This window comes from Chryseolinea soli (assembly GCF_003589925.1).
Taxonomy (GTDB): domain Bacteria; phylum Bacteroidota; class Bacteroidia; order Cytophagales; family Cyclobacteriaceae; genus Chryseolinea; species Chryseolinea soli.
The window spans coordinates 1,813,137-1,836,567 of record NZ_CP032382.1 but is presented as its reverse complement, the minus strand read 5'-3'; the positions used below and the strand labels follow the sequence as shown (position 1 = coordinate 1,836,567).

Annotated in this window: 24 protein-coding genes and 1 tRNA gene; 16 read left to right on the top strand and 9 right to left on the bottom strand. The window is 50.0% G+C overall.

Annotation, left to right across the window (positions count from 1 at the left end; genetic code table 11):
* Positions 1-48: 48 nt before the first annotated feature.
* Positions 49-630, bottom strand: a complete 582-nt coding sequence (locus D4L85_RS07915) for a DNA-3-methyladenine glycosylase I (RefSeq protein ID WP_119753821.1) — start codon at positions 628-630, stop codon at positions 49-51.
* Between the two features lie 98 nt (positions 631-728).
* On the opposite strand from D4L85_RS07915, the gene D4L85_RS07910 reads away from it, so the two are divergent.
* Complete coding sequence (locus D4L85_RS07910) at positions 729-1,253, top strand: RidA family protein (RefSeq protein WP_119753820.1); 525 nt, start codon at positions 729-731, stop codon at positions 1,251-1,253.
* A gap of 23 nt (positions 1,254-1,276) precedes the next feature.
* On the opposite strand, the gene D4L85_RS07905 is transcribed toward D4L85_RS07910, so the two are convergent.
* Together D4L85_RS07905 and D4L85_RS07900 are read right to left on the bottom strand one after the other, a co-directional pair.
* Positions 1,277-1,729 (bottom strand): GNAT family N-acetyltransferase, encoded by a 453-nt coding sequence (locus D4L85_RS07905; RefSeq protein ID WP_119753819.1) that lies wholly within the window; start codon positions 1,727-1,729, stop codon positions 1,277-1,279.
* A gap of 19 nt (positions 1,730-1,748) precedes the next feature.
* Positions 1,749-2,882: a trans-sulfuration enzyme family protein gene (locus tag D4L85_RS07900; protein ID WP_119753818.1), complete on the bottom strand. Its 1,134-nt coding sequence runs from the start codon at positions 2,880-2,882 to the stop codon at positions 1,749-1,751.
* A gap of 120 nt (positions 2,883-3,002) precedes the next feature.
* Here D4L85_RS07900 and D4L85_RS07895 point away from each other — a divergent pair, with 120 nt between their 5' ends.
* The 6 genes from D4L85_RS07895 (at position 3,003) to D4L85_RS07870 (ending at position 7,531) form a co-directional block, all read left to right on the top strand.
* Complete coding sequence (locus D4L85_RS07895) at positions 3,003-3,359, top strand: hypothetical protein (RefSeq protein ID WP_119753817.1); 357 nt, start codon at positions 3,003-3,005, stop codon at positions 3,357-3,359.
* On the top strand, positions 3,356-4,057 hold the full coding sequence (locus D4L85_RS07890) for a hypothetical protein (protein ID WP_119753816.1): 702 nt from the start codon (positions 3,356-3,358) through the stop codon (positions 4,055-4,057). Before D4L85_RS07895 ends, D4L85_RS07890 begins: the two co-directional genes overlap by 4 nt.
* A 280-nt stretch (positions 4,058-4,337) precedes the next feature.
* Positions 4,338-5,027, top strand: coding sequence for a hypothetical protein (locus tag D4L85_RS07885; protein ID WP_119753815.1), 690 nt, complete (start codon positions 4,338-4,340; stop codon positions 5,025-5,027).
* Positions 5,028-5,440: 413 nt separating this feature from the next.
* Entirely contained in the window at positions 5,441-6,241 is an 801-nt protein-coding gene (locus tag D4L85_RS07880; protein WP_119753814.1) for a sensor histidine kinase, read from the top strand.
* Positions 6,225-6,878, top strand: coding sequence for a response regulator transcription factor (locus D4L85_RS07875; RefSeq protein WP_119753813.1), 654 nt, complete (start codon positions 6,225-6,227; stop codon positions 6,876-6,878). Before D4L85_RS07880 ends, D4L85_RS07875 begins: the two co-directional genes overlap by 17 nt.
* A 215-nt stretch (positions 6,879-7,093) precedes the next feature.
* Positions 7,094-7,531: a response regulator gene (locus tag D4L85_RS07870; protein ID WP_119753812.1), complete on the top strand. Its 438-nt coding sequence runs from the start codon at positions 7,094-7,096 to the stop codon at positions 7,529-7,531.
* Positions 7,532-7,837: 306 nt separating this feature from the next.
* Here the strand turns inward: D4L85_RS07870 and D4L85_RS07865 are convergent, their stop codons facing one another.
* Positions 7,838-8,188 (bottom strand): phage holin family protein, encoded by a 351-nt coding sequence (locus D4L85_RS07865; RefSeq protein ID WP_119753811.1) that lies wholly within the window; start codon positions 8,186-8,188, stop codon positions 7,838-7,840.
* A 70-nt stretch (positions 8,189-8,258) separates the two neighbouring features.
* Between D4L85_RS07865 and D4L85_RS07860 the strand changes: the two genes are divergently transcribed.
* The 6 genes from D4L85_RS07860 to D4L85_RS07835 all read left to right on the top strand — a co-directional run bounded on the left by D4L85_RS07860 (position 8,259) and on the right by D4L85_RS07835 (position 17,751).
* A complete protein-coding gene (locus D4L85_RS07860; RefSeq protein WP_119753810.1) occupies positions 8,259-9,629 on the top strand; it encodes an exonuclease domain-containing protein in 1,371 nt (456 codons plus the stop codon).
* 175 nt (positions 9,630-9,804) lie between these two features.
* The gene (locus D4L85_RS07855) at positions 9,805-10,791 is read left to right on the top strand and encodes an AAA family ATPase (protein ID WP_119753809.1); all 987 of its coding nucleotides are present in this window, start codon (positions 9,805-9,807) and stop codon (positions 10,789-10,791) included.
* Between the two features lie 359 nt (positions 10,792-11,150).
* The gene (locus D4L85_RS07850; protein ID WP_119753808.1) at positions 11,151-13,982 is read left to right on the top strand and encodes a TonB-dependent receptor; all 2,832 of its coding nucleotides are present in this window, start codon (positions 11,151-11,153) and stop codon (positions 13,980-13,982) included.
* Positions 13,983-14,160: 178 nt separating this feature from the next.
* On the top strand, positions 14,161-16,017 hold the full coding sequence (locus tag D4L85_RS07845; protein WP_160143600.1) for a hypothetical protein: 1,857 nt from the start codon (positions 14,161-14,163) through the stop codon (positions 16,015-16,017).
* Positions 16,018-16,117: 100 nt separating this feature from the next.
* Positions 16,118-16,672: a hypothetical protein gene (locus D4L85_RS07840; protein WP_119753806.1), complete on the top strand. Its 555-nt coding sequence runs from the start codon at positions 16,118-16,120 to the stop codon at positions 16,670-16,672.
* A gap of 137 nt (positions 16,673-16,809) precedes the next feature.
* Positions 16,810-17,751, top strand: a complete 942-nt coding sequence (locus tag D4L85_RS07835; protein WP_119758695.1) for a TIGR01777 family oxidoreductase — start codon at positions 16,810-16,812, stop codon at positions 17,749-17,751.
* A gap of 5 nt (positions 17,752-17,756) precedes the next feature.
* On the opposite strand, the gene D4L85_RS07830 is transcribed toward D4L85_RS07835, so the two are convergent.
* Positions 17,757-18,854, bottom strand: a complete 1,098-nt coding sequence (locus D4L85_RS07830; protein ID WP_228450806.1) for a glycoside hydrolase family 130 protein — start codon at positions 18,852-18,854, stop codon at positions 17,757-17,759.
* 36 nt (positions 18,855-18,890) lie between these two features.
* On the opposite strand from D4L85_RS07830, the gene D4L85_RS07825 reads away from it, so the two are divergent.
* Positions 18,891-19,643 (top strand): LOG family protein, encoded by a 753-nt coding sequence (locus tag D4L85_RS07825; protein WP_119753804.1) that lies wholly within the window; start codon positions 18,891-18,893, stop codon positions 19,641-19,643.
* Between the two features lie 136 nt (positions 19,644-19,779).
* Positions 19,780-20,106, top strand: coding sequence for a hypothetical protein (locus tag D4L85_RS07820; RefSeq protein WP_119753803.1), 327 nt, complete (start codon positions 19,780-19,782; stop codon positions 20,104-20,106).
* 4 nt (positions 20,107-20,110) lie between these two features.
* Here the strand turns inward: D4L85_RS07820 and D4L85_RS07815 are convergent, their stop codons facing one another.
* The gene (locus D4L85_RS07815) at positions 20,111-20,551 is read right to left on the bottom strand and encodes a YHS domain-containing (seleno)protein (protein WP_119753802.1); all 441 of its coding nucleotides are present in this window, start codon (positions 20,549-20,551) and stop codon (positions 20,111-20,113) included.
* Between the two features lie 155 nt (positions 20,552-20,706).
* Complete coding sequence (locus tag D4L85_RS07810; RefSeq protein ID WP_119753801.1) at positions 20,707-20,961, bottom strand: hypothetical protein; 255 nt, start codon at positions 20,959-20,961, stop codon at positions 20,707-20,709.
* A 202-nt stretch (positions 20,962-21,163) separates the two neighbouring features.
* On the opposite strand from D4L85_RS07810, the gene D4L85_RS07805 reads away from it, so the two are divergent.
* Entirely contained in the window at positions 21,164-21,820 is a 657-nt protein-coding gene (locus tag D4L85_RS07805) for a DUF4844 domain-containing protein (RefSeq protein ID WP_119753800.1), read from the top strand.
* 118 nt (positions 21,821-21,938) lie between these two features.
* On the opposite strand, the gene D4L85_RS07800 is transcribed toward D4L85_RS07805, so the two are convergent.
* Positions 21,939-22,015, bottom strand: a tRNA-His gene (locus D4L85_RS07800).
* 58 nt (positions 22,016-22,073) lie between these two features.
* Entirely contained in the window at positions 22,074-23,414 is a 1,341-nt protein-coding gene (locus D4L85_RS07795) for a dihydroorotase (RefSeq protein ID WP_119753799.1), read from the bottom strand.
* Positions 23,415-23,431: the final 17 nt, after the last annotated feature.

Below are 23,431 nucleotides of genomic sequence, written 5' to 3'. Positions count from 1 at the left end.
TTCGTATTTTTTTACTCAGGACTAAGGACTCAGGACTACCGACTAAACTCAGCGCTTAGGCACGGCGTGGTAACGGAAGCAGTCCACCAGGTGGTCGTTCACCAACCCGCAGGCTTGCATGTGTGCGTAGATCACGGTGCTGCCCACGAACTTGAATCCTCTTTTGATCAGGTCTTTGCTCAACGCGTCCGACTCCGGGGTGGTGGGTTTAATTTCTTTCAGGGTTTTCAGCTGGTTCACGATAGGCTTGCCGCCCACAAACCCCCAGATGTATTTGTCGAAGGTTCCGAATTCCTTTTGCACTTCCAGGAAACGCTTGGCGTTGTTCACGGCGGCGTATACTTTGAGGCGATTGCGCACGATTCCGGGGTCGAGCAAGAGCTTTTCCAATTTGGCTTCGGTGAAACGGGCCACTTTTTTTGGGTCGAAATTGGCAAAGGCTTTGCGATAGCCTTCACGTTTATTGAGGATGGTAGACCAGCTCAACCCGGCCTGGGCGCCTTCGAGGATGAGGAATTCAAAATGCGTGTTGTCGTCGTGAACGGGGACGCCCCATTCTTTGTCGTGGTATTCGATGTATTTGTCGGAGCCTAACGACCAGGGGCAGCGGAATTTTTCTTGTGTGGCCATGGGTGTTGTTTGGAATAGGGTTAAGTTTGGTGATGGGCCCCTTTCGCTAAAAGCTTCAGCGGGCGCGGAATTTATCCAGTTTAAAAAAATTATCGACTATGAAACATATTGTTGCGCTTCTTTTTATCACCTTCTTATATACGGCCTCGCTCGCGCAAAGTGTCGACTTTGATAAGAAGTTTAAGGAATTGAATATCGAATTGTTGACGCCCACCAAGCCGATCGCCAATTATGTGAAGGCCGTGCGAACCGGCAACCTGCTTTTTATTTCCGGGCAAGGGCCTGCTAAAGCGGATGGCACCTACATGCTGGGCAAGGTGGGGAAGGACCTCACCATCGAACAAGGCTATGCGGCGGCCCGCCAAACGGCGATCGGCGTGCTGTCGACCCTGAAGGCGGAACTTGGCGATTTGAACAAGGTGAAACGCATCGTCAAGGTGAACGGCTGGGTGAATTGCACACCGGAATTTGCAGACCAGCCAAAGGTGGTGAACGGATTTTCCGATCTGATGGTGGCCGTGTTTGGCGAGCAAAAAGGAAAGCATGCCCGTGCTGCCATGGGGGTGAACGCCTTGCCGAACGGCATGGTCATTGAAGTAGAGGTAGTCGTGGAGGTGGAGTAGCGGTCGCCGCAGTCGCCGCAGTACTAATTTTTCATACGCTCATAGACCGTATAATGTGAACCATCCATACCCATGGCTTCATAGACCTTCATAGCCCGGGCGTTAGATTTGTCAACGTACAACCGGAGACCGATAATGCCCGGGTCGGTGCTCAGGATGTTGAGCAGGTTGTCGAACATCAATTTGAACACGCCCTTCTTGCGGTGAGTTTCTTTTACATAGACCGACTGGATCCACCACACCATGCCATTGCGCCAGTCGCTCCACTCGAATGTGATCATGTGGCAGCCGATCACCTCGGCATTTTCTTTTGCCACGAAATAGAAACCTTTGTTGCGATCTGCGAAAAGCGCTTGTAATCCCTTGCGCAGCACGTCGCCGTTGAGCGTCACCCCTTCGGATTCGGAGGCGAGCTTTTGCTGGAAGTCGATCAAGGTATCGATGTCCTGAAGCGTGGCTTTCTGAATGTGGATCATGATGAAGGATTTTGCCGGCTTATGCCAGCGCTTGTTTGATGTCGTTGATCAGGTCTTCCGTTTCTTCGATGCCCACGGAGAGCCGCACCAGGTTGTCGGTGACGCCGATGGCTTTGCGCGTGGCGGCGTCCATCTTGCTGTGCGAAGTTTTGACCGGCGATGTGATGGTAGACTCCACGCCGCCCAGGCTGATGGCCCGCTTGATGAGCTTGAGCTTGCTCATGAAGCGATGCGCGTCGGGGTTCACCTCAAAGGAGAGCATGCCGCCGAAGCCGCCGGGCATTTGCGCTTTGGCCAGGGCATGACCCGGGTGCGAGGCAAGACCTGGGTAATACACTTTACCGATATTCGGATGGGTGGTGAGAAACTCAGCGATGCCCTGCGCATTGAGGTTTTGCTGGCGAACGCGCAACACGATGGTTTTCAGACTTCGTTCCACCAGCCAGCAGGTGTGGGCATCCAGTGAGGCGCCGTAGTTGATGGCGCTCTTCCAGATCTGTTGGGCCAACACTTTGGAGGTGAGCACGGCCCCGCAGCAAATGTCGCTGTGGCCGCCGATGTATTTGGTGCCGCTGTGCGCCACCATGTCGATGCCCAGGTCGATGGGATTTTGGTTGACGGGCGAGGCAAAGGTGTTATCGATCAGGGTGAGGATGCCGTGCTTGCGGGCAATGCCGGCCACGGCCTTGATGTCGGTCAGTGTCAGGGTTGGGTTGGACGGCGTTTCGATGTAGATCAGTTTGGTCTCCGGGCGGATGGCTTTCTCGAAATTTGCCGCCACCTGGCCGTCGACGAGCGTGTATTCCATTCCGTAGCGCGGCAATTCCGTGATCACGGCGTGGAAGGTGCCGCCGTAGAGGTCGTTTTGGAAAATGGCGTGATCACCTTTCTTCATCACGGCGAAGATGGCCGTCATGATGGCCGCCATGCCCGAGCTGAAGATGATGCCGTCTTCGGCGTTTTCGAGTGCCGCCAGCTTCTCGGCCACGTTCTTTTGGTTTGGGGTGTTGAAATAACGCGGGTAAAGCGACGTCGGCACCCCTTCGTAATCGTATGCTGAAGAAGGGTAGACCGGTGTTACCGTGCCATTGAATTGGGGGTCGCCGGGCGATCCCGCGTGAACGCTTTGTGTGAGTTTGGAAGAGCTGTGCATGGTTGTATCGTAGGCGACAAATATAGACCGGAGCAGGGGAGCAAAAAATCCCGTTAAAAAAAAATCCCTATTTTCAGGCGTAATTTTAAACCTTAACCCTAACCCTTACCTCAATTTTTTATGGCAGACGAATTTAAACCCAATGTGGGCAGCGGTATTTCACAAAGTGACGCCGAGGCCATGATCAAAAAGTATGACGACCAACTCCGCGCCGACAAGGGCAAGGACACCAAGTCGATTTTTTTCGGAAAGGATGCAATAAACGAAATCCTTAATCAGGCAGGTGATGCGTGCACGGGCATCAGTTTTTTCCTGGCGCTGAAGCACAGTGACTTCGCAGGGAAAGATGTTGTAGACCTCGTCATGGTCGGCACAACGGAAGACGGCACGTTGCTTTGGAAGGAAAGTACGTTGCTGCAAGATGGCGCCTATGACTCCGGCGCTCCTTGCCCCCCTTATTGCCCTAAAAATATATGACGATTGAAAAATTCATGACCATCCTACAAGGCATCCTCGTGCTGACGGGGGTGATCGTAGTGTTCTCTTTTTTATTTTTTAAAAGGAGAACACTACAAATAAAACTTTTAGGAGCTCATTTTCTAGCCCCAATTCTGGTTTACTACAGTCTTGGGGTATTCGACTTGAGGGGGATGCAGGTAAATGTTCCGCACAATGTCGAACTCTTGTTCTCTTTTCTTACCATTACAGCCATTTATTATATTCAATTTCAGAAGCGCTACTCGCGACTTTTCTTAACGCTTGGCGTCTTTTTTATCATCTTTTGGTTTACTAATATTCTCTTCATTCAGAAGATGTTTTTCAATTCCTTCACGGCATCGTTCCTGAATTTTATCATCATGGCCTATTGCGTCACTTACTTCTATAGGCTACTGATTGATTTACCTGCACAGCATTTGCAACAAGTGCCCATGTTCTGGATCAGTACGGGGTTTCTGGTGCAGGGAGCCGGAGCATTTTTCCTGTATCTTTTTACGGACTATCTCACCAAGTTTTTCTTCAACGATGTGCTTATTTATTGGACCATTCACAACCTGATGGGTATTTTTCAACTCATCCTGGTAATTATTGGTGTATCCATAGACCTAAGAAATACCATCCAGGCGTCGCGTAAAGATAAACCGATCGGTTCGAGCAGAGAATCTTTACTTCACTAGCGGCCGCTCTTTGGCCGCCGCGCAATTCGCATTCTGTCCTTGCAAAAAAGAGTCCTTGTCTCGGTAGCTACCGCATCCTCGATCTCAAAAAATACTGTCGCGAATCGTACAAAGTACATTCATCGCATGACAGTCAAATTAGTTTTTCTCGCTATCTATGCATTACGGTGTTCCTAAAAGATCGTGACCATAGAAAAATATTTCACGATTGATGTTATGAAAATGTAATAGACGCAAGGCCAGCAGAAAAATAAGCTGACTACCCGTAATGCAGTTATATATGACGATAGAGACCTTCATAATTATCCTCAAGATCACCATGGTTCTGCATGGATTGACTATCGTGCTTTGCTTTTCATATTTTAAACAGCGCAGCTTGCAAATAAAGTTTTTGGGCGTTAATTTTTTGTGTCTATTCCTAAGCTACCACAGTATGGGCGTATTCCAACTCAAGGGCATGGAGGTGAACATTCCAACCAATATAGAGATCCTGACTTCCTTTTTTTCCTTGACGGCTCTTTACTACGTTCAATTTCAGAAGCGGTACGCTGCGTTTTTTTTAACCTTGGTTGTGCTTTTTACGATTTTTTGGTTCGTCAATATTTTCTTCATTCAGAAAATCTACTTCAATTCGTACTCCGCATCGGTCTTTAGTTTCGTTATCATGGCCTACAGTGTCATCTATTTTTATAGGCTTATGAAGGATTTGCCTGAACGGCACTTACAGCACGTTCCAATGTTCTGGATCAGCACAGGCCTTCTGGTGCAGGGTGCTGCAGCGACTTTTTTGTATCTTTTTACCGCCTATTTGACCAAGTTTTTTTTCAATGATGTGTTGATTTACTGGATCCTTCACGGCCTAATGGGTATCGTTGAACTAGTTCTGATCATCATTGGCATATCGATAGACTTCAAAAACGTGGTAACTGCGTCGGGTAAACTCCATATGAATGTTCAAAAAGAAACATAGCGGGAGCCTATGACTACAGAAAAATTCAGAATTGTTCCGGCCGGAGAAACTTAGCCTCCGTTGAATTGGACTTCTCACGACAACGGTTGGCATAGGGGTCGCTGTCGAATGTGCTCGCTCGGCGAAATATCTCGCTAACATTGAGCACGAATGTGCGTATCCTCAGATTCAAAAAAACTTCACGGAGAAAATTAGCCTGCACGCGCGACAGAGAATTTCTTATTCCGCGATGTTGAATTTTTCTGTCACGAATAGCGTTCGGTCTCGATAAACGACGTGCAAGGATTGGTATGCTCGATGATTACTGGAAATGTTCCAGCGTGATTTCTTGAAAATTTCACTATGATTTATTGATTTACTGGACTTTTCCTGACAATTTCACCGCTGACATTTTTTCAGACATTCCTCAGGTTATGGATGGATCTCCAGGATATCAGGTTGCCCTCATCATAGCCGTTGGCACGGTAGCTATGTTGCTGCTCTCTGTTGCGATCATCATGTTTATGGTGTTCTATCAAAAGAAAATGATCCAGGAACAAATGAAGCGTCAGCAATTGGAATTGGATTATCAACAAAAAATGATGGAGGCCGCGCTCGAATCGCAGGAGAACGAACGCCGCCGCGTGGCCGGCGACCTCCACGATAGCATCGGGGGTATGCTATCCACCATTCGCGTGGGCCTCTCCACCCTGGCGCGCCAGATCCCGGATCCCGAAAGCATCGAGCAACCCAAACAGATGCTGGACGACACCATCGCCTCGGTGCGACAGATCAGCCGCGACCTTATGCCCTCGACGCTGGAAAAATTCGGTCTGGTGCAGGCCGTGCGCGAGATCTGCGACCGTTTCCAGGCAACCTCCCTGCTACCCGTCGTTTTTCATGAAGAGGGTGATGTGCCCGCCCTCGATCCCAAAAAAGAGTTGATGATCTTCCGCATCATCCAGGAGCTGATCAACAATGCCATCAAGCATTCGCAGGCCACCAGCATCCAGGTGAGCATATACTCCACCCAAAACCTGCGCATCGAAGTGGAAGACGATGGCGTGGGTTTCGAGATCGAAGTGCAGCGCAACGTGACCCATAGTGGTAAAGGCCTCGGCCTGTTCAACATCGAGAACCGGGTGCGGCTCCTGAACGCCCACCTCGATTTTGAACCGCATCGGAAAAAAGGAAGCAAGATCACCCTGACGATACCTCATGAAGCCCTCGTATAAAGTATACATCGCCGACGACCATACCCTTTTTCGCAAAGCGATGGTGAATTTATTGCGAACCTTCGAGCGCGTGAGCGAAGTGAAAGATGCTGAAAACGGCAAAGAGTTGCTCACGCTCATCAAGTACGAAGCGCCCGATGTGGTCATCGTTGACTTGCAAATGCCCGTGATGGACGGCGCCGAAACGAGCGAGCAGATCATTCAAAAATTTCCGGAAATAAAGATCATCATCCTCACCATGCACGACAGCAACAAATTCATCCTCCACATGATGGAGATGGGCGTGCATGCCTTCCTGTTAAAAAACACGGAACCCGACGAACTGGAGAAAGCCATTTACTCGGTGGTGGAAAAAGATTTTTATCACAACGACCTCGTGGCGTCCGTGCTGCGAAAAAATGTGAAGGATCGCAAAACCGGACAACGTCCCGTTTTCCAGCAAGCCGAGCTCACCGATCGCGAAAAAGAAATCCTGTTGCTGATCTGCCGCGAGCTCACCATGAAAGAGATCGGCCAACGCCTGTTCCTTAGTGAAAACACGGTGCGCAACCACCGGGTAAACATCATGGACAAAGTGGGCGTCAATAACATCGTGGGGCTCGTAAAATATGCTTACGAAACCGGATTGATCACCTGATTTCCGGAAAGTGGGAGTAGTACAATTGTACTATTTTTCTAGTATTTTCTTACTACCAGTATCCAGGGATACCCCAGCCCTAAAAGTCGTTTTTTGTCACCGTTTTGGCACCTTTTTTCATTGACCTACCAAACTCGTCGGCCGCCGCTTTTCCCGGTTTTTCCAAAGGTTCAAATTCTTGAGCGACCTTTCATATAGGTATCAGGGCAGCAAAAATGTTTTTAACACCACATATACAGACAATGAAAATCCTTGTGGTCCACAGGCAGAAAACTATCGTTAGCCAAATAAAGTCGGTGCTTAGCAATTGCAATCCCGTTGTTCTTCACACAGAATCTGGTTTGGATGGGCTCCTAACCTCGCGAATCGAACATTTCGATCTGATAATCTGCGGCACCGACCTGCCTGTGGTCACAGGTTTTGAACTCGTGCGTTCTGTACGCACCAACTCTGTGAACCGAAACACCCCTGTCATTTTCTTGTCCGACGAAGTAGACGAAAAAACGCAACACCTGGGCAACGCCCTGGGCGTAGCCGCTATGCTGGTCATGACCGAAGTAGACAACCGGCTGGCCGGCATCGTGAGCGACCAGGTGAGACCCGAGCCGGACAAAAAGTGGAACGATCTCCTGTCGAACTCCCGGCTGAATTGATCGCCACGCGCCTCAAAAAAATTCTCCGTTTCCCGCATTTCAATCCCAACATGTAAGGCCCTCTCTCCCTACGTTGGATCATGCTTTTGAATGTAGTTGGTAATCTGACATCTCTCACCGGGCTCGTCCCGGGAGAGCTTTGTTGGGAGTCAGGAGCCAGAATCCAGGAGCCAGTAGCCAGGAGCTTCTACTCGGCATTCAGTGGCCAGTAGTCAATAACACCACACACCTTTTATGGGTTTGTTGCTGTTTAGAACGGAATTTGATTTCCCCAATGGAAGGCTCCAGATTGAATCGCGACAAATTTCAATCCCGCTTTTTATCCCCGGCCAGATCTGAAAAAAGGCTATTGAAAACGGACAGGATCAGGCTGAACGCCAGCGCCCACCAAAAACCGTCCACCCTAAACCCGTCGATAAGCGAATCCACCAACAGGATCATCAGGGCGTTGATCACCAACAGAAAAAGACCCAGGGTGAGGACGGTGATGGGGATGGTGAGCACGACGAGGATCGGTTTGATGATGAAATTGACGATCGCCAGCACCGCCGCGACCAGCAAGGCGTAGCCATAATGTTCCACGTGAACTCCGGGAAGCAGGTAGGCGGTGAGCAAAACGGCCAATCCGGACAATAGAAAACGAACAATTCCACTCATTTTCGCGTTGTTAAAATTTGATTCAATTTCTGCTTTTAGGTTCAATTGTCAAATTTTAACTTACACCCGCATGTACGCCATTGTTGACATAGAGACCACGGGAGGCTACGCAGAGAATCACCGTATCACGGAGGTTGCCATCTATCACCACGACGGCATCCAGATCACGGATACTTACCACACACTTGTCAACCCCGGAAGGAACATTCCTTACTATATTACCGGGCTCACCGGCATCAGCACCGAAATGGTGTTAGACTCGCCAACCTTCCAGGAAGTGGCCGAAGAAATTTTCCTCCGCCTCGAAGGCAAGATCTTCGTAGCGCACAACGCCCATTTCGACTATTCCTTTTTGAAAAAAGAGCTGGAACAGGCCGGCTACAACTGGCAGTCTAAAAAGCTGTGCACGGTTCGCCTCAGCCGGAAGATCATTCCCGGTCTGCGATCCTACAGCCTGGGCAGCCTGGCCGAAAGTCTCGGCATCGAGATTGTGAACCGCCACCGGGCCGGGGGCGATGCGGCCGCCACCGTGAGGGTCTTCGACCAGCTTTTGCGCCGCGACCACGACGGCTTCATCGTGAAAATGCTGAAGCACAATTCCGGCGAAACCATTCTGCCGCCCAATCTACCCAAAGAAGAATTCGACCGGCTCCCCGCGTTGCCAGGTGTATATTATTTCCAGAATGCCCGCGGCCACGTGATCTATGTGGGCAAGGCATTGAATATCAAGAAAAGGATTGCCGGTCATTTCACCGGCGACGCCCGCGAATGGAGCCGCTCCAAGATCCGGAACGAGATCCATCACATCCACTACGAACTGACGGGCAACGAACTGATCGCCCTCATCCTCGAGTCACAGGAAATTCGACGCTTGTGGCCGAAGTATAACCAAGCCCAGAAATTCAAGACCGAAGAGTGGGGCATCTTCGAATACGAAGACCGCAACGGCTACCGTCGCTTTTCTGTGAATGTGGTGAACCGCGGGGCGCGTCCCCTCACGCGCTTCAGAACAAAAGGAGATGCCTGGAATTTCCTCTGGCAAAAAGTGCGCGAATTCGATCTTTGCCCAAAACTCAGTGGACTGCAAGTGGCCAAAGGCTTGTGCTTTGACTACCAAGCCGGTGAATGTCACGGTGCCTGCATGGGTGTGGAGTCTGCCAAGAAATACAACAAGCGCATCGTCAAGTGTATCCAGTCCTTCCAGGAAGATGGCGAATCCGTGGCCATCATCGGCAAGGGAAGAAACATCGAGGAGCAATCCCTGGTGCTGGTGGAGCGTGGGGCCTACGTGGGCTTCGGCTTTTTTGATCGCCAGGCCTCCATCTCCGACCTGGAATCGGCCAAGAACTACATAAAACGCAGCGTGGAAACCCCGACCGTAAAAAATCTCATCCACTCCTACATCACCAATCCCAGGGGAGCCGAGGTGGTTGTTTTATAATGCCGACGCCTTTGTTGCTGTTCTTCACCAACAAATCAGCTTCCACCCATCTCTCCACATCCCACCCCGACCCTTCTCAAAACATTTTCCCCGAAAAAATCCCTCTCATCGCATTTTTAAAGGGCATTTTTTTAGAATTGCCTTATTTTTGATTTTTTAAACAAAAAGAATTCCCATGGAAGCCCTGGCCGTAGAAAAGCACGAAGAACATAAGGAAAAAGTAAAGCAGGTATACGCCGAAATGGCCAAGGTGGTGGTGGGCCAGGAATACATGGTGAATCGCCTCCTCATTGGTTTATTCACCAACGGCCACGTATTGTTGGAAGGCGTGCCAGGCTTGGCCAAGACCCTCACCGTGAGCACGCTCGCGCAAGTGTTGCACCTGGATTTTCAGCGCATCCAATTCACCCCCGATCTGCTCCCCTCCGACCTGGTGGGTACGATGATCTACAACCAGAAAGACGGCAAGTTCGATGTAAAGAAAGGTCCCATTTTCGCCAACATCATTCTGGCGGATGAGATCAACCGCTCGCCTGCCAAAGTGCAGTCGGCCTTGCTGGAGGCCATGCAGGAAAAGCAGGTGACCATCGGCGAAACGACGTTCAAACTCGACCGCCCCTTCCTCGTACTGGCCACCCAAAACCCGGTGGACCAGGAAGGCACGTACCCGTTGCCCGAAGCGCAGGTCGATCGTTTCATGATGAAGGTGTTTGTAGATTACCCTACCAAAGACCAGGAGATCGAGATCATGCGCCGGATCTCCAACATGCAATTCGATTATAAGGTGAGCACCATCCTGAGCAAAGAGGATATTTTCTCCGTGCGCGACCAGGTGAACAAGGTGAAGATCTCCGAATCGCTGGAGCGTTACATCATCGAGTTGGTGTATGCCACGCGCAATCCGCTGGAGTATAAGCTAAACGAACAAGCGCAGTACATCCAATTCGGCGCCAGTCCCCGCGCCAGCATCAACCTGAACCTGTCGGCAAAAGCGCTGGCCTATATGGAAGGCCGCGACTATGTGTTGCCGGAAGATATTAAGGAAGTGGCCCGCGATGTGATGAACCATCGCATCATCCTCAACTACGAAGCCGAGGCCGACAACGTGCGCACCGCCGATGTGATCAAGGCCATTCTGAACAAAGTGCCGATCACGAAGTAATGATCAAAACGTCTTTTATAAGATCTCTAGCCGTGGCGTAGTCACGCTATTTTTTTGGATGGGAACGGGGCGCGTGACGGACGTTTTGCGTTCCACCCAAAACCAAATTCAATTTTGGTCAACGGTAGGGCCACAGGACTTTTGTTTTATTATGGCGACGTTATGCACATTAAAAAAAGTTGTAATAATTGTTAAGCCGGCATATTCGAAAACCGCTGATTATCACGGAACAGCCCCAAACAGCTCAATTTGCAGGTTTGAACACACGGTTGGGATTATTTTCCACTTAACAATTTGGTAATAAACCCGTCCCCGTCAGGTAATATTAAGACCTCACCTTTGCGACAAATTACTGCTATATGTTGCGAAGTCTACTTCCCCCACTATTCTTCCTCATTTCCATCGCCGCACTGGCACAAAACGGTACCATCGGCGGTGTTGTCACCGATGCCAAGAGCGGCGAAGCTATCGTTGGAGCAAACGTCGTCATTCAAGGCACGCAGGTGGGTGCTGTTACGGACGTCGAGGGCAAATTCACGATTGCTAACGTGAAGCCCGGTACATACACGTTGGCCATTTCATTTATCACATACAAGGCCAACATCGTCAACGACGTGGTGGTGGAGAGTGCAAAACGCACGGATCTTAAAGTGCCCATGCAAGAAGACGATGCTACAGAGCTGACTGAAATCGTAGTGGCGGCAACACGCGAGATCAACAACGACATGTCGTTGATCAACGCCATTAAAGAAAGCAAGCTTGTGGTGAGCGGTATTTCCGCCGAACAAATCGTAAAATTACCCGACAACGACGCAGCCCAGGTGATGAAACGGGTGCCGGGAGTCACGATCGTGGACAACCGGTTTGTGTTGGTGAGAGGAGTGCCCGATCGATACAATCAAGTGATGATCAATGGTGCGATTGCGCCGAGTACCGAAGTAGATAAAAGAACCTTCGCGTTCGATCTTATACCCAGCGGTGCCATTGACCAGTTGTTGATCTACAAATCGGCAACGCCCGATCTACCCGGTGACTTTGCTGGGGGTGTTATCCAGGTGAAGACAAAGCAGACGACTTCCGATGAGTATACCAGCTTTGGCCTGAACTTTGGTTACCGCGCTAACACGTCGTTCAAGGATTTCAATGAGTCGGCAAAGAGCCCTACCGATTTCTTAGGCTACGATAACGGATTCCGGTCGCTGCCCAGTGGTTTCCCTTCCGTGGAAGCCTTGAAGACTACGGGCCAAACGTCACCGGTTCGCGAGCAAGCCGGCAAGTCGCTCTCCAACCAATTTGACTACACGACGTCGAAGGCTCCGGTGGACTATGGATTCAATTTTGGTTATGCCCGCAACGTCATGTTTGGAAAAATACAGGCGAGCACACTCACCTCTTTGAATTACTCGGTCAACTACCAATACTATAAGGCGAGCTTTAATCGCTATACAACCTTTGACACGGATCCGGAAACGAAGTCGGACTTTCAAAATGACTTCAAGGATAGTAACTATAGTCACGAAACAAAGATCAGCCTCATTCACAACTGGCTCTTCAACCTGAGTGATCGAAACAAGATCGAGTTCAAAAACCTCCTCGTACAGATTGGCGACAACAAAACAACATTGCGCGAAGGCCACGACTACACCCAGCTGCCGGGCTTGTGGAATAACAACTCTTATTACTACCTCAGCCGCTTTATTTATTCCGGCCAATTAGAAGGCACATATTCGCTGAAAGACAACTCTGGAAAATTCAACTGGATGTTGGCGATGAACTATGTTGACCGGAACGAGCCGGATTATCGCAAATTCAGAAGGAACTTTGACGACACACGCGGCGAGTTTCGGATGATCCTGCCTCCGGGTTCCAACCTCTTTGACGCCAACCGCTACTATTCCAGTTTGACGGACAACGGCTACCAGAACAGTGTGACGTTTGAAAAACGTTTCGGAAACCTGGAAGAGAAAAGAACCCCCAGTTTGAAGGCCGGATATTTCCTGGACTATAAGAAACGCGCGTTCAGCGCACGCTATGTCTCTTATTTGTATCCTGCAAACTTCGACGGCGCCTATGGCAACGAGCTTTCCTATTTGCCGATCAATACGATCTTCTCGCAGCAGAATATGTTCGCGAACAACGCCGACGGAACACAATCCCCTGGGTTTGCTATCCAGGAGGGAAGCGATCCATCGTTCGTTTATCACGGCAAGACATTTGTTACTTCGGGCTTTGTCATGGGCAACATTCCGGTTGGAAAATTTGACATCGGTGGAGGCGTACGCGTAGAACACTTCGACCAGAAATTGGAGACGTACCTTGATCCCGTGCACAACGTAAAAACTTCGATCCTGCCTTCGGCGAACATCGCCTATAATTTAACGGAGCGGTCATTGGTGCGAGTGGCTTACAGCAAAACCGTGAATCGCCCGGAGTTTCGCGAGCTTGCTCCCTTCCTGTTCTATCAATTTGAATATAACCTGAACCTGATCGGAAATCCAGCCCTCAAATCCGCCACGATCGACAACGTCGACCTTCGCTGGGAGTTATATCCTAACCCGGGTGAACTGATCAGCTTTGGAGCATTCTACAAAAACTTCAAAAACCCGATCGAATTCTACCAGCAAAATGCATCGGGTAACATTCAGTTCAGCTATCAAAACGCGCCCAAGGCCTACACGGCGGGTATTGAATTGGAAGTCCGCAAGTCGTTGGCCAGCCTTGGCGTGTCCAAGTTTCTCCGCAACCTTTCGGTGAACATCAACTCGTCGTTGATGAAGAGTGAAGTAGATATGGGGGCGGATGTGACCTTCCAGAAAAGAAGAAGGCCCCTGCAAGGACAATCTCCTTATGTGATCAACTCGGGATTGTACTATAACGATCCGGACCTGGGCTACTCCGTGAACGTGGCCTACAATGTGATCGGCAACCGGATCATGGCCGTCGGAAGTGTTATCGCGCCCTCCTGGATTGAGAGACCTCGCAATGCCGTGGACCTCCAGGTAGCAAAGCAGTTTAAGAATTCAATGGAAGTGAAAGTGAACGTACAAAATGTTCTCAACGCAAAATATCGCCTCTTCCAGGACAATGACGAGAACCAGAAGATCGACGAAAAAATAGACGACCCCATCCAGGTATATCAAACCTCGCAACTTTTCACTTTATCGTGGTCGTGGAAGTTCATGAAAAAATAAAAGGGTGTCGACAGAACCGTTAAAGTAAAAGAGGCTCCGGCCTCTTTTATTTTTTAATGTTAAATGTTAACAGCGCGGAAACAACACGTAACGATTTGTTAAAATGGGTTTAACACCCATTGAACATGGTCCGCATACCTTTGAGCCATTCAATTCGAACCATTCTAAATCTGACACCATGAAAAAAATCTTAGGACTATTCCTTTTTTCTGCGATGTTGGGATTCGTCGCTTGTAATAATGACGATCCATCAACCCCAACAGCCCCCACCGTTAGCTTAAGCACATCCACCGCACAAGACGTGCCTGGCGCAAATGTTACAGTGAAAGCCTCTGTGACTGCCCCGGGTGGTGGAAAATCACTGCTCGTTACGGGCGGTTCAACCCAAACCATCGACCTGGCCGGTGCTACTACCGTAGATAAGGACGTGGTCATTGCCATTCCTGCTTCCGCTGTCGTAGGCTCTACCATCGTGGTAGTTTTCTCGGTGTCGGATAACTCCAATCAAAACTCTGCTCCTGTAACATTCACCATTACTGTGGGCAACCCGGTGATCACTTTGCAGGGTAATATCAGTGCTAGCCAAACCCTGGATGCCACGAAGGCTTATTTGCTGGTGGGCCAGGTGTTCGTGAAGAACGGTGCCGTGTTGACAGTTCCCGCGGGTACCATTATCAAGGGTGACAAAGCTTCGAAAGCTGCGTTGATCGTTGAGCCGGGTGGACAACTCGTTTGTAACGGAACTGCCGACAAGCCGGTAGTATTCACATCCGCACAGCCTGCAAACGGCCGTGACCGTGGCGACTGGGCCGGCATCCTCCTTTTGGGAAGTGCATGGGTGAACCAGGACACGAAGCCTAGCATCGAAGGTATCACGCCTTCTGTTCTCTACGGTTCGTCGAAAGCCGAAAGCGCAACGCCTACTACCAATGCTGATCAAAGCAGCGGAACATTGAACTATGTTAGAATTGAATATGCCGGTATCGAGCTCACACCTAACAACGAAACCAATGGTTTGACCATGGGTGGTGTAGGTAACGGTACGACCATCGACCACGTACAATCTTCTTATGGTGGCGACGACAGCTTCGAATGGTTCGGCGGTACGGTAAATGCGAAACACCTTGTTTCTTTCAGCGCTTGGGATGACGATTTGGATACCGACTTCGGTTTCCGTGGAAATGTTCAGTTCGCGCTTGTAGTGCGCTATCCTTTCTATGCTGACCAATCCGGTTCCAACGCCTTTGAAAGCGATAACCAAGGTAACGCCAATGCGACAAATGGTTGCGACTTCACGTTTGATGGAACCGGCGTAACCGGCGGTGGCCACGAAGGCTGTACGCAAGCCGTGTTCTCCAACATCACCGTGCTCGGTCCTAAGGATGTCAACTCCCGTACGATCTCGGGTAGCTTCCAGAACACCATGCACATCCGCAGAAGAACGAACATCTCTATCTTCAACTCGTATTTGTCTGGCTTCACTACCGGTCTCCGTATGGATGACGATGCTACTATCGCAGCCTACAAAACTGGATTGGGTGTACTGGCGAACAACGTTTTGACGGTTACGACAACGGGCCTTATCGGTTCGGGTGCAAGTGCAACGTATAAAGAAGTTGGAACGTCTTCGGGTGAAATTGGCGTGGTATATTCTACCAATACTTCCAGCGGCGACGCTACGGCTGTGAAGACTTACTGGAATACCGTTGCCAACGATAACTCCACATTCTTTCCTGCTGCCGTGGCCACACAGTGGTCGGCTACTGCCGGATCTCCTGTTGCCGGCGCAATACTTCCTCCTTACGCTGGTTTCGGCGTACCGCTGAGCAGCTATTGGGGCGCTGGCGCGGTTGGTGCATATCCTACCAACCCCGACTTCAGCGTGGGCTCCGGAACACTGGCTACTGGTGCTGACTACAGCAACGCGAAATTCGGTACCTTCTTCGACAAGACCCCGACGTATGTTGGTGCTTTCGGATCGAGCGACTGGACTGACAGCTGGACTGAATTCCAGCCTGGCGTAAAAGCGTACTAATCGCTTCGATAGAATAAAATAGGACAAAAGAATTATTGTAAAAAGACTTACCCCTACTGTGGGTAAGTCTTTTTAATTTTACACCCATTCTATACTGACTATGAAGTTCAACCATTTGTTACTCTTTGCCCTGGCGCTCCTGTTTTTTTCGTGTGATAAGAAAGCGAGCTATAATCCCGATGACCACCTGACGGCCGCGACAAAAGATGAGGTGATGACGAAAGTGATCCGGTATCTGGCCAAGCCACCAGAAAACACTTCCGACGCAGAGAAATTCGACAAAGGATTCGACCAATACTATCTCGACAAAATGAGCCGCGCCAAGCTGGAGTTCTACTATCCTGCCGATGGCGAAACCTATTTCCTGATCTCTCAACAAGCGGCAAGCCTCTATGGAAAGCGCCACGCTACGGGTGGAAAATTCAAACTGAACGATAAGGGCGAGTTAGTCGAGTACGAGGAAATTTTCAGAACCTGGAAGATGATGCCCGACACATTACTTCGCCGAGGCGGCATGCTGTTCGACCGCATGGTGAAGGGTGAATCACTGGAGCCCTATTGGACGAAGAACAGTCACGGCGAGGAGTACGTTGAATTTCCCGATCCTAATGTTTATTATGATAAGGCAGAGCGCAAGTGGAAAACGAAGGCCTAACAATGCGTTGTTAAGGGGATGGAAGGGCGATTTGGCGGCAGCCGGGTCCATCCGAAGACGTTAAGCGGAAGCGGAAAGAAATGCAAATAATCCTAAATTAGAGTATAAGTCCAGCAAGCTTACAAATCGTGGAATTTGTGCACAGCATCCTCATCACCGGCGCATCCGGCCTCATCGGCTCACGGCTCACCAACATGTTGCATAGCCATGGCCACCGTGTGGCACATCTCGGCCGCGCAAAGCGCGATGGCATAGCCCGGTCCTTCGTTTGGGATATCGACAGACGCTATATCGAACGCGGTGCCCTCCAGGACACCGACACCATCATTCACCTCGCCGGGGCGGGCATTGCCGACAAGCCCTGGACGAAAGAACGCAAACGCGAAATCCTCGAAAGCCGCACCCAATCCACGCAGCTGCTTTACGACGAACTCAAAAAGGGCAACCACTCCGTAAAGACCATCATCTCTGCCACCGCGGTCGGCTACTATGGCTTCAAAGACGAGGAAACCATCTACAAGGAGGACGATCCCCCGGGAGAAGATTTCCTCGCACAGGTTACGCGGCGTTGGGAGCAGGAAGTGGATGCGTTCCTGAAGCTAAATATTCGCGTGGTGCGCATTCGTATTGGTATCGTACTGAGTGCAGAGGGCGGCGTGGTAAATGAGATCCTGCGTCCAATAAGGTGGTACGCCGGCGCGCCACTGGGATCGGGGAATCAATATCTGAGCTGGATTCATCTCGACGATCTTTGTAACATCTTCATCATGGCCGTCGAGAACAATGCCATGGAGGGCGCCTACAACGCTGTAGCACCCCATCCCGCGACAAACCGGGAGCTCACCATGGCGATTGCAAACGCGGTTCACAAGCCCATCATTTTTCCGGCCATCCCCTCCTTTATTCTGAAATTGCTGTTGGGCGAAATGGCCGACCTGGTGCTTCGTGGAAGCAAAGTGTCGAGCGAAAAAATCCAAGAGGCAGGATTCAAGTTTGCCTATACGAACGTAGATGACGCCTTGGTGAATTTGCTCCAAAAAAATGAGCGTGTACGGGCAGACAACATCACAAAAGAATAGCCGGTCTATGGCTTCACCGCCACCCCGATCTTTGAATCGGCGGTACCATAATACAAAAACCACCGGTCGTGGAAATAGACCATGCCCTCCAGAAAACACACTTGATTTACTTGCCCGGTGATCTCATAAGGCTTGTCGGGCCGGATGAAATTTGTTTCGAGCCGGTCTACTACTTGCATGGGATTGTTCTTAGCAAACAAGACCTGCCCACCGCAATAGGCTCCCTTTGCCAGTGTGGTGTCGCCCTGCGTGTTGTGATTCATGCCGTTGTAGAGCAGCACGATGCCGGCATCGGTGAGCAAGGCATAGGGCCCGCTCTCTACGAGAAAGCTGTCGAAGTAGCCTTTGCGCGGTTTAAGGACAGACTTTAGTTTTCCGTTTTCTAATTCAGGTGTCCAATGGAGAAGGTCTGTGGAGGTAGCGGCAAACAGGTCTGTGTCGCCAAAATACATCCAGAACTTCCCGTTCACTTTTGTGGCTACGATCTTCGACCCTTCGCGCCGCGCGACGATGGCGCCGGACTTGCTCCAGGTATCTTTGTGGCTGCCTTGCAGCACAGCGCCTTGCTTTGACCAATGGATCAGGTCGGGCGACGTGGCTAGCAATAGCCTGGCCGTTGTACCGTCAAAGGCGGTATAGGTCATGATGTAGTGGCCTTCTTCCGACTCCACCACGCGGGGATCCTCTACGCCACCTTCCCATTCATAGCGTTTCAGGCTGTCGTTGTCGGGATAGAGAATGGGTTCCTTCATCTTTGAAAAATGCAGGCCATCATCGCTTGTGGCCAGGCCGATGCGCGACGTACCCGCAAAGCGGCCCACGGTGTCTTCGGCCCGGAACAGCAGGTAGACTTTGTTTTCGCGAACCACCGCGGCGGGATTGAAAACATCTTTGATTTCCCATGCCACGGGCTTTCCCAACACGGGGCAGTCGAATATATTTTCTCCGGGCAGCAGGATGGGGTTCACACTGTCGGCTTTTTCGAACGGCACCAGCGCCCACGTCGTTCCGGTGGTGGTCGTTGGTTTGGGTTGACAACCAAACAGAACCATACATGCGCCGAGCGCAAGAGAAAAGTGGAAGACGCTTGTTTTTCGTTTCATCCTTGTATATTCGTTTTTTATGTACAAGGTATAGGTATGAAGACGAAAAAGAAAAATGCAGAGGTATCGTTAAGCCCCGAGGCGCTGGAAGAAGAGCAACGCATCCGCAGGGCTTTCAAAGACAAAGATTGGGCCGAGATCAAGGGCTCCAATAGCTGGATGATCTTCAAGGTGATGTCGGAATTTGTGGAGGGCCTCGAGAAGCTGGCCAAGATCGGTCCCTGTGTCACCATTTTTGGATCGGCTCGCGTAAAGCCCAGCAATCCGTATTATAAAATGGCCGACGAAATTGCCTATCAACTGGTGCAACACGGCTATGGCGTCATCACGGGTGGTGGTCCGGGTATCATGGAGGCCGGTAACCGCGGGGCCAACCGGGCCAAGGGAAAATCCGTGGGCCTCAACATCTATCTGCCCCACGAGCAAAAAGGAAACATTTATATCGACGCCGACAAGCTCATCACGTTCGACTATTTCTTTGTGAGAAAGGTCATGTTCATGAAATACTCACAAGGCTTCATCGTCATGCCCGGCGGCTTTGGCACGCTCGATGAATTGACAGAGGCCTTGACGCTAATCCAAACCAAAAAGATCGGCCGGTTCCCCATCGTGCTGGTGGGCAAAAGTTTCTGGAAGGGCTTGCTGGACTGGTGGAAGAAAGTGCTGGTCGCCGACAAGATGATCAACGAAGAAGACCTCGATCTTTTCAACCTGGTCGACACCCCGGAGGAAGCTGTGCGCGTCATCGACGATTTCTATTCCAAATACTTATTGTCGCCGAACTTTTAAGAGCGCGAAGGCAACTCAACGCAAGAAGGAAAATTTAAAAAAGGGGATGGACCCGATGCCGTGGTTCACCTTCCGGATTGCCGTATGAAAAGGTTATGCAAAGTGATCGTTAGAATTTTAATTTAACCGGATAGCCATGCCTTTACCTGACTATGACGCCGGCGTCATCACCAAGCAACTATACGACGCCGCGCAATCAAAACGCGTATGCAGCATACAGTTGTTCAAGGAAACAGGATCGAGAGTCGTGCACCCCTATGGTGTCTGCCGCACCAAACAAAACAAGATCGTGATCGTGTGCTGGCAGGAATATGGCTACAGCGCCAAAAGCACAGGTCCCGGATACCGGAACCTGATGCTGGTGGAATGCTCTAGTGTGAAAGTATTGCCGCGACCGTTTTTTGTACGCAACGATTTTGATCCCGCCGATCCGCTATACGCCGAGTGGGTTTTTCACATCTGAAGGCTCACTTGAATTTTTCTTTCTTCACCGTGGGCCAATTCGTGTTGGCCTTCGTGATGTAGCCGGCCGGATCTTTTCTCCAAAGCACCAGCACGTCCTTGTTATAGTTCAAATACAGCTTGTCATCGATAATGGTCCAGGCATCGGGCGAGGTTGATGCTTTGTGACCTTGCGACATGCCATAGGCACAATAGCCTCCAAACTGTGGCGCGAACTTTTCGGGGTTGGCTTTAAAGTCGTTAAGATTTTGTGCGGAAGAAAAAAGCCAGGTCGATTCTTTCCAGGTGTAGCTGAATTCCTTTTTTCCCTCTACAGGTTTTGCCTCCTTGAAATAGGCAACAGGATCATAACCTTGAATAGCCGCTTCTGATTTTGAAAATACTTCTTGTCCAAATGCGGGAGCGAGCAACAGCATCAGGAAAATACCGGTCATGAATGATTTCATAATTTTGAATGAATTTATTCTTCAAAGAAATTCGATCCAAAACAAAAACGATGTCGCCTGCGTGACATCGCCGTGCATTCACCGGCAATTATTTTTTTTGAATAAGGGAGCAAAAAAATACCGGCGATTCGAAAACAAACGAGGCGTTCTGCCGTTTAAAGTTCTTCTTTCGGCAATTTGATCTGGTCGGAATAGAATTTCATCCGCGAATGCATGCGGTCCAGCGGAATTATTTTCTCGATGAGCGAGAACTTGTGATTGATGAATACTTCGAGGTAAAAATTACCGAGCAAGTATAAATTTATTTTATAGCCGTAATAGCGAATGGCCATCACAAAAGTGCCTTTTTCATAGAGCGTACTGATCTTATCCTCCAGCGTCAACTCATCAAATTCAGTATATGCGATCATGAATTAAACATAGGCTAAAAATAATTGGAGCGCAAGATTGATTCTGGCTTAGTTTTTCTTTAAAGTAGGCGATGGGTCCTCACTGCGTAGGATTTCCATAGTATTGTTCAAGAGAAGAAGAGGTCTATGCCATCGTGTGAAATGACATTAACTTGTGGACGATGTACGATTTTTTCTGTAGGATTTTTAATAGACCACTAACATGGCAATAGAAAAAGGAGTCTTGGAGAAACTGATGACGTTGCGGGAAAAAAGGAAATTCACGAGCGCCGATTGGGAGCGCCGCGGACTTAATCCATCCGATCCGGAAGTCATTGAAGAAATGACGCGGTTAACCAATATGTGTCTTGACGAACTATTGGCCGATGCCCAGTCCGATGCGTCTGAAAAACAAATGAAGCGAATCTTGATAAAAGGACTAAAGCGATTCGACACAACGTGCTACGACACCGAGGAGAAAGAATTTATAGGGGATGAGTTTTATAAAATTGGTCAGTTGATCGGGATCAATATAGGGGACAACCTAAACGATTGGCTGTACGGTAAGTTTTTGGGAACGATGATTCGTCTTACGAAAAAGAAAGAAGTCATTATTGAAACCAGATCTTCTCCATGCACGGCGTGTAACACTCCGTTGAATCTGGACATCACCTCGAAGCAGGATGGAGTTCCGAACTGCTGGATAATTTGCCAATGCAACTTGTGTGAGGAGTATAACTTACTTTCAAGCGGCGAGGACGCAGTTGGTCTAAGGTTTGGCAATTTCAAGTCCGTTGAAACTCTGGATGGCAATGAGCATTCCGAGGAAGATGCCGTCACCCGGCTCAATCAAATCAAATACTTTCGGGGCAAAAAATAGAAAATCCAGGATTTACACGCAGACCCGGGCTAGAACGCCAAAATACCAGCGTCGCAGCCGCCCGCTGGGCTAAAACAAAAACCCTATGTCGTTGATAAACATAGGGTTACAAGTATTTTGGGGTGAAAGACGGGACTCGAACCCGCGACCCTCAGAATCACAATCTGATGCTCTAACCAACTGAGCTACATCCACCATTTGAGGACTGCAAAGTTAGACAGACGGCGGAAATATGCAAAAACGATTTTCTAAATCATTTCCGGTCAAATCGCAACCGCTCGCCCATTTTGCTCTCGTCGAATGCACCCAGGCTATAGGCCAGATGCCCCGACACAAAGGTGCGCTCCACCGTGGAACGGAACGTCACGCCTTCCAGGGGCGACCAGCCGCAGTGGGCCACGATGTTCTCGCGCCCTACTTTCCAGGGAGCGTCCAAATCTACCAGCACCAGGTCGGCAAAGTAGCCCTCGCGGATAAAACCGCGCTTTTCGATCTGGAATAGTATGGCCGGGTGGTGACTCATTTTCTGAACGACCTTTTCCAGTTTTATTTTCCCCTGGTGATACAGCTCCAGCATCGCCACCAGACTGTGCTGCACGAGTGGCCCACCCGAAGGCGCTTTGAAATAGGTGTTGCTCTTTTCGTCCCACGTATGGGGTGCGTGGTCCGTGGCGATCACGTCGATGCGGTCGTCGAGCACGGCGTTGAGGATCGCCTGCTGGTCGTGGGCGGTTTTCACGGCCGGGTTCCATTTGATGCGCGTACCCAGCCGCGCATAGTCGGCATCGTTGAACCAGAGATGATGCACGCAGGCCTCGGCGGTGATTTTCTTCTGTTCGAGTGGAATGCTATTGTCGAACAACGAAGTTTCCTTCGCCGTGGAGATGTGCAGAATGTGAAAACGCGTGCCATGCTTTTTGGCCAGCTTCACGGCAAACGACGAAGAGAGATAGCACGCCTCTTCGCTGCGAATGAGCGGGTGGCAGGCGATGGGCACATCTTCGCCATACTTTTCTTTATAGAGGGCCGTGTTTCTTCTGATCGTGCCCTCGTCTTCACAATGCGCGGCAATGAGCGAGGGGAAGCGCGAGAAGAAGTGTTCTAAAACTTTCGGATCGTCCACCAATAAATTTCCTGTCGACGATCCCATGAAGATCTTGAGTCCGCACACCCGCGTGATGTCGGTCTTCATCACTTCCTCCAGGTTGTCGTTGGAGGCGCCGATGAAGAAGGAATAGTTGGCCAGGGCGTTTTGGGAGGCGATGACGTATTTCTGTTCCAGCAGGGCTTGGGTGAACGTTGGCGGATTGGTGTTGGGCATCTCCATAAAACTGGTCACCCCGCCGGCCACGGCCGCCCTGGATTCGGAGTGAATGTTGCCTTTGTGGGTCAGTCCGGGTTCGCGGAAGTGCACCTGGTCGTCGATTACGCCCGGCAACAGGTATTTTCCGGCAGCGTCGATGATCACGTCTGCCGACCGCGAGGACAGGTCTTTGCCCACGGCTTCAATGTATTGTCCCTTTATCAGCACGTCGCCTTCAAAGACCTTGCCTTCATTGACTATATTTGCGTTGGTGATCAGTTTTGTCTTCATCGCCGGTAAAATTAAAA